13 protein-coding genes and 1 pseudogene are annotated in these 12341 nt (G+C 70.7%); 6 read left to right on the forward strand and 8 right to left on the reverse strand.

Translation table 11 applies throughout. The features are described 5' to 3' along the window. Window positions 1-255: 255 nt before the first annotated feature. Complete coding sequence (locus tag KN815_RS39155) at window positions 256-933, forward strand: response regulator transcription factor (RefSeq protein ID WP_216346566.1); 678 nt, start codon at window positions 256-258, stop codon at window positions 931-933. 49 nt (window positions 934-982) lie between these two features. Here the strand turns inward: KN815_RS39155 and KN815_RS39160 are convergent, their stop codons facing one another. From KN815_RS39160 to KN815_RS39170, 3 genes are all read right to left on the reverse strand, one after another. Continuing rightward, window positions 983-2026 carry a glycoside hydrolase family 18 protein gene (locus tag KN815_RS39160; protein WP_372458594.1) on the reverse strand — a complete coding sequence of 348 codons (1044 nt, stop codon included), beginning with the start codon at window positions 2024-2026 and terminating at the stop codon, window positions 983-985. Window positions 2027-2181: 155 nt separating this feature from the next. After that, complete coding sequence (locus tag KN815_RS39165; RefSeq protein ID WP_216346568.1) at window positions 2182-2373, reverse strand: YegP family protein; 192 nt, start codon at window positions 2371-2373, stop codon at window positions 2182-2184. 144 nt (window positions 2374-2517) lie between these two features. Then, the gene (locus tag KN815_RS39170; protein ID WP_216346569.1) at window positions 2518-3162 is read right to left on the reverse strand and encodes a GNAT family N-acetyltransferase; all 645 of its coding nucleotides are present in this window, start codon (window positions 3160-3162) and stop codon (window positions 2518-2520) included. A 102-nt stretch (window positions 3163-3264) separates the two neighbouring features. Between KN815_RS39170 and KN815_RS39175 the strand changes: the two genes are divergently transcribed. The 3 genes from KN815_RS39175 to KN815_RS39190 all read left to right on the forward strand — a co-directional run bounded on the left by KN815_RS39175 (window position 3265) and on the right by KN815_RS39190 (window position 4830). After that, window positions 3265-3474, forward strand: a complete 210-nt coding sequence (locus KN815_RS39175; RefSeq protein WP_009718008.1) for a helix-turn-helix domain-containing protein — start codon at window positions 3265-3267, stop codon at window positions 3472-3474. Beyond that, window positions 3474-4211 carry a Clp protease N-terminal domain-containing protein gene (locus KN815_RS39185; RefSeq protein WP_253209519.1) on the forward strand — a complete coding sequence of 246 codons (738 nt, stop codon included), beginning with the start codon at window positions 3474-3476 and terminating at the stop codon, window positions 4209-4211. The genes KN815_RS39175 and KN815_RS39185 overlap by 1 nt, the downstream gene beginning before the upstream one ends. Window positions 4212-4284: 73 nt before the next feature. Continuing rightward, window positions 4285-4830, forward strand: coding sequence for a GNAT family N-acetyltransferase (locus tag KN815_RS39190; protein ID WP_216346570.1), 546 nt, complete (start codon window positions 4285-4287; stop codon window positions 4828-4830). Window positions 4831-4876: 46 nt separating this feature from the next. On the opposite strand, the gene KN815_RS39195 is transcribed toward KN815_RS39190, so the two are convergent. The 3 genes from KN815_RS39195 to KN815_RS39205 form a co-directional block, all read right to left on the reverse strand. After that, window positions 4877-5143, reverse strand: a complete 267-nt coding sequence (locus KN815_RS39195) for a hypothetical protein (RefSeq protein WP_253209520.1) — start codon at window positions 5141-5143, stop codon at window positions 4877-4879. Beyond that, on the reverse strand, window positions 5140-6486 hold the full coding sequence (locus tag KN815_RS39200; RefSeq protein WP_216346571.1) for a S8 family peptidase: 1347 nt from the start codon (window positions 6484-6486) through the stop codon (window positions 5140-5142). Before KN815_RS39200 ends, KN815_RS39195 begins: the two co-directional genes overlap by 4 nt. A 569-nt stretch (window positions 6487-7055) precedes the next feature. Further along, window positions 7056-7832, reverse strand: coding sequence for a DJ-1/PfpI family protein (locus tag KN815_RS39205; RefSeq protein WP_216346572.1), 777 nt, complete (start codon window positions 7830-7832; stop codon window positions 7056-7058). Between the two features lie 247 nt (window positions 7833-8079). Here KN815_RS39205 and KN815_RS39210 point away from each other — a divergent pair. Further along, window positions 8080-8442 (forward strand): annotated as a pseudogene (locus KN815_RS39210) (MmcQ/YjbR family DNA-binding protein); the annotation flags it as partial. A gap of 34 nt (window positions 8443-8476) precedes the next feature. Here KN815_RS39210 and KN815_RS39215 read toward each other — a convergent pair. Both KN815_RS39215 and KN815_RS39220 read right to left on the reverse strand, forming a co-directional pair. Then, window positions 8477-8950: a carboxymuconolactone decarboxylase family protein gene (locus KN815_RS39215; protein ID WP_216346574.1), complete on the reverse strand. Its 474-nt coding sequence runs from the start codon at window positions 8948-8950 to the stop codon at window positions 8477-8479. A 188-nt stretch (window positions 8951-9138) separates the two neighbouring features. Continuing rightward, window positions 9139-9342, reverse strand: coding sequence for a hypothetical protein (locus KN815_RS39220; RefSeq protein WP_216346575.1), 204 nt, complete (start codon window positions 9340-9342; stop codon window positions 9139-9141). Between the two features lie 313 nt (window positions 9343-9655). Here KN815_RS39220 and KN815_RS39225 point away from each other — a divergent pair, with 313 nt between their 5' ends. After that, the gene (locus KN815_RS39225) at window positions 9656-12238 is read left to right on the forward strand and encodes a PQQ-dependent sugar dehydrogenase (protein ID WP_216346576.1); all 2583 of its coding nucleotides are present in this window, start codon (window positions 9656-9658) and stop codon (window positions 12236-12238) included. Window positions 12239-12341: the final 103 nt, after the last annotated feature.

Here is a 12341-nt window from a genome sequence, read left to right on the forward strand (position 1 = left end):
AGCCCAGCGGACCCGGCGCCAGGGACCAGCCCAGCGGACCCGGCGCCAGGGACCAGCCCAGCGGACCCGGCGTCGGGGACTCGCCCAGCGGACCCGGCGTCGGGGACTCGCCCGGCACACCCGGCGGCCCCGGCGTCAGGCGCCGCCCCCGTGGATCCCGCCTCCGGGACCGTCGCGCCGGACCCTTCGTCCGAGACCGCCGCATCGGTCCCATCGTCCGGCACCACCTCACCGGATCCGACATCCGGCGCCGCCGTGCCGATCAGGGTGCTGCTCGCCGACGACCAGAGGCTGGTCCGGTCCGCCTTCGCCATGCTGGTCTCCTCGGCCCGCGACATGGACGTGGTCGGGCAGGCGGGCACCGGCCGTGAGGCCGTCGAACTGGCCCGCACCGCCCGCGCCGACCTCGTGGTCATGGACATCCGGATGCCCGATCTCGACGGCATCGAGGCGACCCGCCGCATCGCCGCCGACGAGGACCTGGCCGGTGTCAAGGTCCTCGTCCTGACGACCTACGACACCGACGAGCACATCGTCGAGGCGCTGCGCGCGGGCGCGTCCGGCTTCCTGGTGAAGGACACCCGGCCCGCCGAACTCCTGGACGCCATACGGACCGTGGCGGCGGGGGAGTCCCTGCTCTCGCCCGGCCCCACCGCCCGCCTCATCGCCCGCGTCCTGCGGCTCCCGGACGCCCCGCCGCCCGGCGCCCCGGCCCCCGCCGCACTGGCCGCGCTCTCCGAGCGCGAACGTCAGGTGCTCGCCCTCGTCGCCCGCGGCCTCAACAACGCCGAGGCCGCCCAGACCCTCGGCCTCTCCCCGCTCACCACCAAGACCCATGTCAGCCGCATCATGGGCAAGCTGGGCGCCCGCGATCGCGCTCAACTGGTCATCGCGGCCTATGAGTCCGGCCTGGTCACCCCGTCCCGCTCCTGACCGGGCGCGCCCGCACCGCGGGGCGCTCGTCCCGAACGCCCCGCCCCGGTCAGTCCGCCTCGCGTCGCCCCCACCCGTCCCGGTACGCCGCCCAGTCGTCGTCCGTCGCCGCGTAGTCCACGTACAGCGCCACCCCGAAGCGCTCACGCCGCCGGTCCTCGCGGCCGAGGCCGAGGCGGGCGCCGCGGACCGCGGCCGGGACGGTCTCGGCCCAGGCGTGACGGCCGAAGTTGTTGGTGTGGTAGCCGGGGAGGCCCATCAGCAGATCCGTGGTCGGCGGGGTGACCTCGAGCGCGAGTTCCGTCTGCTGGGCCACATAGCCGCCGTAGAGGCTCTCCATCGGCATCGAGGTGTCGTACGACATCACCGCGATCTGGTCGACCCGTCGTGCCACCTGCCCGAAGTACGACTGCGACCACCACTTGGGATGGCCGGTGAGGAACCCCGCGACCGAGTGCAGGGCGGGCAGCGGGTCGATCTGGTGGGCCGCGACCGACAGCGGGACGTGGCGGGGACGGGTGAGGGCGTGCAGCGCGTCGAGGAGGGCGAGGTAGGCCCGGTCCTCGGAGTGCAGCGGCTCCAGGTCGAAGTGGACGCCGTCGAAACCCGCGTCCAGCACCTGCCGCGCCGAGCCTACGATCCGCGCGTGGTTGTCGCCGTCGGCGAGGCTGAGCCCGGTCGGGCCCTCGGTGTCCAGGACGTCGCCGAGCCACGCCTGGACGCGGACGCCGGGCAGTTCGCGGTGCACCGCCTTCAGCAGCCACCCCACTTTCGGGTAGCGCTCCTTGGGCAGGGTGCCGTCGTGCTCCAACGGGCCCGCGTGGACGTACAGATCGCGGATCCCGGTGCCGCGCACCCGCCGCACCAGCCCCTGGAGTTCGGCCTCGCCCTTGCGGGCGTCCACCCAGGCGTGTCCGAGCCATACGGCGTCCCGGCCCCGGGTCTGTGTACCGGGCCCGGGATCGCCCGCGTACAGCAGCCGCAGGGAGATCCCGGCGGCGAGTACGGCCAGCACCAGGCAGCCGACGAAGGCGGCCATGATCCGCTTGGGCCATCTCAGCCGCGGATGGCGCCAGCGACGCAGGAACGCCATGCGCAGACGCCGGAGCGCCGTGCGCAGACGCCGGAGCGAGGCGCGCCCCTTGGCCAGAGGCTTCGCTATATGAGGTTTGACCACGGAAGGGAGGGTAACCAGCGCCGTGCGCACGCGGTTGCCCGCACGAGGGCACGGCTACCCGGCCTTCGCGCCTACATCTTGTCGCTCGGGATTTCCTTGACCTCGGCCGTCGGGGCGTTCTTCTTGACGGATTCGACGCCCTTCTGCGCGGCCGACTTGGACTCGTAGGCTTCGCCGACGGCGATGATCTCGCCGTTGCCCGCCTTCAGCCGGAAGCGGTGCTTGCCGCCCTTGTCCTCGTAGATCTCGAACTTGCCCGCCATGGATGCCACCTCCATTAGCCGCACCGGCCCCCTCAAACCACCGTAGAGCGGGCGATGCGGCCTCGCACTCTCGCATCGGGCTGCATCAGGGCCCACCAGGGCCCACCAGGGCCCACCAGGGCCCACCAGGGCCATCAGGCCCCGTCACGGAGCGCCGAACAGCGCGCGGCACGGCTCCAGTCCGGTCATTTCGACCGAGGTGGTGCGGTGCTCCTCCCAGGCCGCGCGATCCAGTCGCAGCCGCTGAAGGGTGCGGGCCTCGCCCTTCACGGCGAGCATGGACAGCCCGTCGGGGCGGTAGCCGAGCCGCCGGGAGACCCCCAGCGAGCGGCCGTTCTCCACCATCGCGCCCGAGGTCAGCGACAGCGCGCCCAGGCCCTCGAACGCCAGGTGCGTCACCGCCGCCCGCATCTCCGTGCCCAGGCCCTTGCCCTGATGGGCGGTGCCCAGCCAGGAGCCCGTCTCGGCCTCCCGCGTGACCGCGAAGTCGGTCGCGAACAGGTCCTGCCGCCCGATCACCGCTCCCTCGTGCAGCACCGCGAGGCTCAGGGTCCACTTCTCCGGCCGCCACTCGGCGATCGTGCCCAGCAGATGCTGGAAGGAACTGCGTCCGCGCTCCTCCGGGGGCGCATCGGTCCAGGGGATGCTGAAGGGCATCTCGGCCGGGTCGTGCACCCCGTCCGCCGCGACCGCGGCGAGTTCGTCGAGGAGGGGGAGGTCGGGAAGCCGCAGTTCCAGGCGCGGCGTACGAAGGCGAAGCCCGTACAGGGGCCAGTAATGGGGGTCCATGACGGGAGGCTGCCGGATGTCCGGCGGCCGCGTCGAACCAATTACGGGCTCATTCGTCAACCCATGTTGACGGCGAGCGAGGCGTCAACCTACATTGACAGCATGACCGAAGCAACGGATCTCGCCGAGCGCGCGGGCGACCGGGACCCCCGGGTCGGACTGCGCGCCGTCGCCGCGCTGCGCCGACTGCTGGAGCAACTGGAGGCCGTGCAGGTGCGCAGCGCCCGCGCCAAGGGCTGGTCGTGGCAGGAGATCGCCGCCGAACTGGGCGTCAGCAGGCAGGCGGTCCACAAGAAGCACGGGAGGCGTTGATGTTCGAGAGGTTCACCACCAGTGCCCGCGAGGTCGTACGCGGCGCCGTCCGCCACGCGGAGGACACGGGCGCCGAAACGATCGGCGAGGCCGAGCTGCTGCTCGCGCTCCTGGACCGTACGGGCGGCAGCGGGACGGGCGGCAGCGGTGCCGACAGCAGCCGTAAGGAGGACGGTGGCGGCCGTAAGGAGGACGGCGGCGGCCGTAAGGAGGACGGCGGCGGCCCTAAGGTCGACGCCCGTGCCCGTAGCGACCGTAAAGGCAGCCCCGCCGCCGAGGTGCTCACCGCCCTCGGCGCGCACGGCCGCCGAGCCTCGATCGAGCGGGCTCTGGCCGAGGTCCGGCGGCGCGGGGGCATTACCGGCGCCGATGTGGAGGCGCTGGCCGGGCTCGGCATCGATGTGGACGAGATCGTCGCGCGGGTGGAGGAGGCACATGGCGTGGGCGCCCTCGCCACGGCCGGATCCACCACCGACTCCGCTCCCGGAGCCGCCTCCGCACGCGCTCCCCGCCGCGGCAGGCGCCCCCTGCGCCGCCCGTTCTCCCGGGAGGCCAAGTCGGTGCTGGAGCGCTCGCTGCGGATCGCCCTCGCCCGTGGCGACAAGTACATCGGCGATGAGCATCTGCTACTCGCCCTCACCGCCAGCCCCGGTGTCGCCGCGCATGTCCTGGCCGACCACGACGTGACGTACATCCAGGTGGAACGGGCCCTCTCCGCCCGCGCCATGAAGGGCTGACCCCGAAGACCGTCTCGCGCGGCGGCGCACAATTGGTTTGCGACCGCACCGCTTTGGGACGCATCCTGACCCGATGTTGATCCGACGAGAGACCCGCTCCGACATCGACGCCATCCGGGCCGTCACCTCGGCCGCGTTCGCGAAGTCGGACACCTCGGATACCCCGGACACCCCGGTCCCGGTCCCGGTCGAAACCACCCTGTTGGACGAACTCCGGATCAGCGACGGCTGGTTGCCCGCCCTGTCGTTCGTCGCCACCGGCGACCGCGACGAGGTGATCGGACATGTCGTCTGCACCCGCGGCCATGTCGGCTCCGACCTGGCCCTGGCCCTCGGTCTCGGACCGCTCAGCGTGCACCCCGCCCATCAGCGCCGCGGCGTCGGCCAGGCGCTCGTCCACGCGGTGCTCGGCGCCGCGGACGCCTTCGGTGAATCTCTGGTCGCCCTGCTGGGCAGCCCCGCCTACTACGGCCGGTTCGGCTTCCGCCCGTCGACCGACTACGGCATCACGGCCCCGGATCCGGCCTGGGGCGACTACTTCCAGGTCCGGACCCTGACCGCCTATCAGCCCACTCTCAAGGGCGCCTTCGCCTACGCCGAACCGTTCAACCACGTCTGAGCCCGCATCCCGCATCCCGCATCCCGCACCCCGCAGCCTGCGGGGCTCACTGGATCGGCGAGTCGGGCGGCGGCGGCAGCCGGACGATCTGTTCCCGGTCCACCGACTCGACGCCGTCCACCGCCGCCAGGACCGGAATCCTGTCCTCGGCGATGGTCCCGGACAGCGAGCCGAGGATCCGCTGCTCACCGGTAACCGTCAGCCCGACCCGGCGCGCGGCCTCCACGACCTGGGCGAACCGGTCCGGGTCGACCGAGAGGATGACCCCGACCGGCCCGGATCGCGCCGCCTGCCCCACAGCGTCCCCGCTCACGGGGCCTGGAGCAGACCCGCGCCGACGTCCGCGGCCGGCTGTGCCAGCGGATGGGCCCCGGACCGCAGTCGGGTGCCGAGGTCGGCCGCCGATGCCTCCGGATGCGCCTGGGCCAGCAGCGTGACGACACCGGCGGCATGCGGCGTCGCCATACTCGTGCCGCTCATGGTCTGGTACGTCCCGCCGGGCGCGGCCGAGAAGATGTCGACCCCCGGCGCCGCGATATTGATCTCCCCGCCCTCGCCGTTGATGGCGCCGCAGGAGAAGAACGCGGTCCCCAGATCCTTGCCGAGCGCCGCCACCGCCAGGATGGACGGGCAGTTGGCGGGCCGCCCCACCGGCGCCACGAAGCCGGGCCGCCGGCTCTCGTTGCCCGCCGCGGCCACGATCACGGTGCCGCGCCGCAGCGCTCGCCGCGCCACGTTCTCGTAGGTCTGCGGGAACAGTTCCCCAGGCTCCACCGGAGCCCCGAGCGACATCGAGATCACCCGGGCGCCCTGGGAGACCGCCCAGGCCATCCCGGCCAGGATCTGGCCGTCGGAGCCCACGCCCTGGTCGCTGAGCACCTTGCCCACCAGCACCCCGGCCTCACCGGCCACGCCGTACCGCGGCGCGTGCCCGGGCTTGGCCGGACCGGCCACCGTGCCGACGCAGTGGGTGCCGTGGCCATGGCCGTCCTCGACACTCGCCCCGGGCACGAAGGAGGCCGTCGCCTCGACGCATTCGGTCAGATCCGGATGGTCGGTGTCCACACCGGTGTCGAGCACGGCCACCTTCACCCCGCTGCCCGTCAGATGCGACCAGTTGGCGCGGATCCCCTGGAGCCCCCAGGTGGTGTTCTGCTCGTCCCACGCCGGTCCCAGCGAGGTGGCGAGCTCGGCCCGGGTGTGCCGGGTCACCTCGTCCTCGTCGCTGCGGTAGGTAGGGAAGAAGCCGGTCAGCGTGTGGTGCGGCTCCGTGATCACCGACGCGTACACCACGCGCTCCGGCTCCGTCGCGATGATCGTCGGCTCCGCCTCCGCCGTGGTGACCAGCGCATGGCGCTGGTCCGGCTGCACATCGACGACGGCGACGCCGAGTTCGTCGAAGACCACCGACACATCGGGCTCTGCCAGCAGCTCCGCCGCCCCGGGTTCCGCCCCGCGGACGCGTTCCACGGACGCGATCCCGACGGACGAGCGCAGCGCCTCCATCCCGCGCTCGGGTTCCTGCTGATCGAGCAGGACCACATATCGCCCGGTGTACTCCGTCGGCTGCGTCCCCAGCGGCATACCGGCCCGCGGCGGCCGCTCCCCGTTCGGGCCGTTGCCCATGGGCCCCACGGGCCCAGGTCCGTTCGTCATTGCCTTCTCCGCTCCTGTGCGCGGTCGCGGTCAGTGCGTTCCCCCGATCGCGGACACGCGCCACTGCGCGGAAAGCCGGGCCCAAGCCCTGAGGACGACGGTCCGGTGCTCCGTGTACCGGCGCGGTCCTGTGCGTTGTGCGTCTTCTTCAGCCCCCACGTTCTCCGATTCGGCCCCCACGTTCTGCCATTCGGCCCCCACGTTCTCCCACGCCCCTGTGTCCCCCTTATGTCCACCGTCACCCCGCACGTGGGGGGCCGCAACTCGGGGTTGGGGCCCACTGGAAATCCTTTGATGCGAAGCAACCATTGGGCCGAGGCATGCGTGCCGGTATAAGGGGCGGCGACCACCGATCACGCCACGGCACTACGGCCCCTCACGGCGTCGGAGGCCACCTTCCTCCGTCTGGAAGCGCCGGCGCTGTCGAGGTGGCCCTCCTTCTGATGGGAGACCCCCGCTTGGCCTGCACCTACCGGAACATCGCGGTCGGCCTCCTCGTGCTCGAACGCCGTGCGGAGGGCACGATCGTGCCCAACGAGACGATCAGGCTGGTCCGCGCGTAAGCGGTGCTACGACTGAGCCCCTGCGCGCTGCTCCAATGTCCGCGAGACGGCGCGGGCGATGGTTTCGTCGATGCGTTCGCCGAAGGTGGCAGCCGCGAACTCGGCGAATCGGGCCACCACGTCGGGCCCGGCGCCCTCGGGGGTACCGGCGTCGAAGGGCGGCTGGGGGTCGTACTCCATGGCCAGTTGGGAGAGTTTCGCGGCGTCCTCGCCCAGTATGCGCGCGACGAGGGTGAGCCCGAAGTCGATACCCGCGGTCACACCGCCGCCGGTGGCCCTGTTCCGGTCGACGCACACGCGCTCGTTCGACACCTCGACGCCGAACCGCGCCAACTGGTCCCGTGTGGCCCAGTGGGTCGCGGCCCGGTAGCCGTCGAGCAGGCCCGCCGCGGCGAGCGCGAGCGAGCCGGTGCAGACCGAGGTGATGTACGAGGCCGTACGGCCATGGTGCGCGAGGAAGTCGAGCTTGGCGCGGTCGAGCAGCACCTCGTCGATACGTCCGCCGGGTACGAACAGGATGTCCAGGTCAGCGGGGCAGTCCTGGAGGGTGACCGTCGGCAGGACGGCCAGGCCGCTGTCGGACGCCACGGGGTCGAGTGAGTGCGACACCAGGTGAACCCGCATGCCCGCACTCGCGAAGGCCAGATGCGGACCGACGAAGTCGAGCGTCGTATGCCCTTCGTACAGCAGCATGCCGACGTCCATCGGATGTGCGGCCGCGTCCGCCTGCGGACCGTTCCCCTGCGTCGTTCGTGTCTGCTGTGTCGTCGTATCGCCTGCCAACTCGAACCTCCGTGGTGTGCCGGAAAGCGCGTGGAATCGCGCTTTTCGGCAGGTTATGCAGGGGCCGTGGCCTCGACCACGAGCGTTTCTGCCGAGCCGCCACGGATTCTCGCCAGTCGGGTCGGCTGTCGTAGGCACGGGCTACGGTGGATTCGTCGTCGCACCCTTGAGCCTTTTCTGTCGAGCACGTCGAGCACGTCGAGCACGTCGAGCACGTCGAGTACGTCGAGTACGAGGAGAATCCGGAGTGACCCCCGAACAACTGAGGTCCTTCTGCCTCTCCTTCAACGCCGTGGTGGAGGAGTTCCCGTTCTCCCGCCACCCGGAGGTCTCGACCTTCAAGGTGCTCGGCAAGATCTTCGCCCTGACGACGCTGGACGCCCGCCCCCTCACGGTGAATCTGAAGTGCGACCCGGCGGACGCGGGTCGGCTCCGTGAGGGGCATCCGGAGCTGATCATCCCGGGGTGGCATATGAACAAGCGCCACTGGAACACGGTGACGGTCGACGGCGGCCTCCCGGACCGGCTGGTCCGGGAGCTCATCGAGGACTCCTACGACCTGGTGGTCGCGGGGCTGCCGAAGGCCGAGCGCCTCCGGCTCGACCGTCCAAGAGGGCTTCCGACGGCGGACGCCGGGCCCGGTCTCAGCCGAACTGGCCGGGCTGGTAGTCGCCGGCGGGCTGCTGGACGATGACGTTCAGGCGGTTGTAGGTGTTGATGATGGCGATGATGGCCACCAGCGCGGCGAGCTGTTCCTCGTCGTAGTGCTCGGCCGCGTTCGCCCACGCCTCGTCCGTGACACCACCGGCCGCGTCGGCGATGCGGGTGCCCTGCTCCGCCAGCTCCAGGGCGGCGCGCTCGGCGTCGGTGAACACCGTGGCCTCCCGCCAGACCGCGACCAGGTTGAGGCGCGTCGAGGTCTCCCCGGCCTTCGCGGCGTCCTTGGTGTGCATGTCGGTGCAGAAGCCGCAGCCGTTGATCTGGCTGGCGCGGAGCTTCACCAGCTCCTGCGTCGCGGCCGGGAGCGCCGAGCCCGTGACCGCCTTGCCCGCCGAGTTGAGGTGCTTCAGGAACGTGCCGAGGAGTGGGTTGCCGAAGAGGTTCAAGCGAGCATCCATGATGGGCTCTCCTGTGTCGTTGCGGTTGCTGTGCTGACACCTCCCTGACGGAACGGCTCGGGGTGATGTGACAGGACCGCATGTGACCTGCGTCTCCCTCTTGGGCCGGGCTTGGGCCGGTCCTCGGGGTCGGGCTCCTGGGCCGGTCCTCGGGACGGGCCCCCGGCAACGGGCGCGCCAGTAGGTGCTCAGTCCCGGAATGAACCGTCCGCCCTGCGCGAGTGCCGCGACAGCAGGTGCTTGCACTGCGGGCAGTGCCGCCTGAACCCCTTCTTGATCAGATAGCTGATGCCGATCGTCACCACATGCATCAGCCCCACCGCAGCGTTCTGGAGCAGCCGCCCCAGCCACGACCTCGTACATGTCTCGCAGTCCCGGCAACCGTCCGCCATGGCGCATGCCCCCACTCGTCATCCGTTGTGCTCGTACTGACCTGCTCTGTAGAACCAGTGTGCGTAATGGAGAACGCCGCACGGCGGCCAACTGCCGCCCCACCGCCGGGTTGTGACCGCCCCAGATCGCACCCAGCACATAGCTGTGACATCGCGGATCACTTCGGTTCGGAACGGTCCGTACGTCCATGCCGCGCCCGCCAAATCCATGGCGCACACACCAAGTCCGTACCATGCACGCCTCTTGACGTGGACGCGTCGCTACGCGTCACTGATAGGAACCTTTCCTATTAGTCTGTCCGGAGGAAACCCTGTGGCGCCCATACCCCGCAGACCGCGCCGAGCGGTCGGTGCCTTCCTGGCCGCGGCCACCGCGGCCTTAGTCATCACGCTGCCGAACATCAGCGCGGCCCAGCCCTCCGACGCGAAGGCCGCCGCCGCATCCGTGCCGTACGAGGCCGAATCCGCCAAGATCTCCCAGGGCGCCGTCGAGTCCAACCACGCCGGCTACTCCGGCACCGGATTCGTCAACTTCGACGTCGTCACGGGCGCCTACGTCGAGTTCACCGTCGACGCGGCACAGGCCGGGCCCGCCCGGCTCGACTTCCGCTACGCCAGCGCCTCCGCCGACCGCCCGCTCGACATCGCCGTGGGCGGCGGCACCGTCGCCGACGACCTCTCCTTCCCGGCGACCGGCGCCTGGACCACCTGGAAGACGGTCAGCGTGAACGCCACGCTCAAGGCCGGCAGCAACACGGTCCGCGCAACCACCTCCGGCGTCGATGGCCCCAACCTCGACAAGCTGACCGTCACCCCGACCGGCCCCGCCGACACCGAGCGGCCGACCGCCCCCGCGAATCTGCGCAAGGACAAGGAGCCGACGGCCACCACCGTCTCGCTGGCCTGGGACGCGGCCACCGACAATGTGGGCGTCACCGGCTACGACATCTATCAGCACGGCCAGTTGATGAAGAAGGTCGGCGCGGACGTCCTCGCGGCGACCGTCGAGAACCTCGACCCCGAGACCTCGTACGACTGGACCGTCTTCGCGCGGGACGCGGCCGGGAACGCCTCCGAGGCGTCCAACGCCGTCACCATCGCGACCCTGCCCGCACCGCCCGACACCGAGCCGCCGACCGCCCCGGCCAACCTGACCTCCCCCTCGAAGACCGCGACGACCGTCGATCTGGGCTGGTCGGCGTCGAGCGACAACGTCAAGGTCACGGGCTACGAGATCTACCGCGACGGCGTACTGTCCGGCACCTCGGAGACCACCTCCACCAGCGTCGCGGGCCTGACCCCCAACACCGCGTACGCCTTCAAGGTCAGGGCGTACGACCTCAAGGGCAACAAGTCCCCCTTCACGCCCGAGATCACGGTGACCACCTCCGGAACCCAGCCGGGCGGCACCCCCGACCCCGGCACGGTCAGCACCATCGCGAGCGGGGTGGACGTGGCCTGGGGCCTGGGCTTCCTGCCCGACGGCACCGGCATCTTCACCGAGCGCAACACCTTCAACGTCTACAAGCTGACCAAGTCCGGCACGAAGACCCTGGTCGGCAAGGTGCCCAACTCCCAGACCACCGGCGGCGAGGGCGGTCTGCTGGGTCTCGAGGTCTCCCCGACCTTCGCCACCGACCACTACCTCTACTTCGTGCACACCTCCAGTGAGGGCAACCGCATCGCCCGGATGACTCTGGAGAACAACACCCTCAGCGGCTACAAGGTGCTGCTCCAGGGCATGGAGAAGAGCCGCTTCCACAACGGCGGACGGCTGCGCTTCGGCCCCGACGGCAAGCTGTACGCCTCCATGGGCGACGCCCAGACCGAGTCGCGGGCGCAGGACCGGAACTCGCTCAACGGCAAGATCCTCAGGATCAACCCCGACGGCTCGATCCCGTCCGACAACCCCTTCGGCAACGCCGTCTGGTCCCTCGGCCACCGCAATCCGCAGGGCCTGGACTTCGACTCCAAGGGCCGCCTGTGGGAGTCCGAGTTCGGCAACAGCGTCATGGACGAGGTCAACCTCATCCAGAAGGGCGGCAACTACGGCTGGCCCAACTGCGAGGGCACCAGCGGCGACTGCTCGAACGCCGGCTACATCGCGCCGAAGAAGACCTGGTCCACCTCCTCGGCCTCACCCAGCGGCCTGACGATCATCAATGACCATGTCTTCGTCGCCACCACCGTGGGCAAGCGCGTCTACCGCATGCGCATCGACTCCTCCGCCAACCTCGTCGAGCAGAAGACGTACTTCCAGGGCACCTACGACCGGCTGCGCACGGTCGAGGTCGACCACGACGGCGACATCTGGCTCACCACCTCCACCGACAAGGACGGCACCGACGGCAACGACCGCATCCTGCGGATCGACATCGTCTACTCCGACGACGGCACCGCCGGTGACTTCAAGCTCAGCAGCAGCGCCTTCAAGGACAACGCGACCATCCCGGACCGCCACACCTGCGCCGGCGACGGTACGGCGGGCCGGGACCCCTCACCCCCGCTGGCCTGGGGCGCCGGAACCACCGGCGCACGCGGCTGGGCCATCGTCTTCGCCGACGTCGCGAACAGCGGCAACAAGCTCCACTGGGCGATCTGGGACATCCCGGCGGCCAAGCTCTCCCTGCCCGAGGCGCTGGGCTCCGGCTTCAACGTCCCGGGCCAGGACGGAGCCAAACAAAAGGCCATGGGCAGCGGCGCCAACGCCCAGCAGTACTTCGGCCCCTGCCCGGGCGGCTCGACCCATCCGTACACCTTCACGCTCTACGCCCTGAACAGCGCGACCGTCCCCGGAATCAACTCCGGCTCGTCGATGGCCCAGATCGAGACGGCGATCAAGAACGCGAGCACGGCGAACGTGAAACTGCGCGGCAACTCGGACGCGAGCACATAGCTGTTGCGGTGACATAGGGGTGGCCGGAGGGGCCGGATGTGATCCGGTCCGACGCTGTTGGCTAATCCGGCTTCCGGCCGTGACGTCGGCCTTCAAGACCCGG

This window comes from Streptomyces niphimycinicus (assembly GCF_018883605.1).
GTDB classification, from domain to species: domain Bacteria; phylum Actinomycetota; class Actinomycetes; order Streptomycetales; family Streptomycetaceae; genus Streptomyces; species Streptomyces niphimycinicus.

Coding starts and splice junctions, on each gene's coding strand:
- KN815_RS39165 (WP_216346568.1), bottom strand. CDS start 2,373: ATGGCGGGCAAGTTCGAGATCTACGAGGACAAGGGCGGCAAGCACCGC.
- KN815_RS39215 (WP_216346574.1), bottom strand. CDS start 8,950: ATGGATGCTCGCTTGAACCTCTTCGGCAACCCACTCCTCGGCACGTTC.
- KN815_RS39220 (WP_216346575.1), bottom strand. CDS start 9,342: ATGGCGGACGGTTGCCGGGACTGCGAGACATGTACGAGGTCGTGGCTG.
- KN815_RS39170 (WP_216346569.1), bottom strand. CDS start 3,162: ATGGACCCCCATTACTGGCCCCTGTACGGGCTTCGCCTTCGTACGCCG.
- KN815_RS39175 (WP_009718008.1), top strand. CDS start 3,265: ATGACCGAAGCAACGGATCTCGCCGAGCGCGCGGGCGACCGGGACCCC.
- KN815_RS39160 (WP_372458594.1), bottom strand. CDS start 2,026: ATGGCGTTCCTGCGTCGCTGGCGCCATCCGCGGCTGAGATGGCCCAAG.
- KN815_RS39200 (WP_216346571.1), bottom strand. CDS start 6,486: ATGACGAACGGACCTGGGCCCGTGGGGCCCATGGGCAACGGCCCGAAC.
- KN815_RS39190 (WP_216346570.1), top strand. CDS start 4,285: ATGTTGATCCGACGAGAGACCCGCTCCGACATCGACGCCATCCGGGCC.
- KN815_RS39185 (WP_253209519.1), top strand. CDS start 3,474: ATGTTCGAGAGGTTCACCACCAGTGCCCGCGAGGTCGTACGCGGCGCC.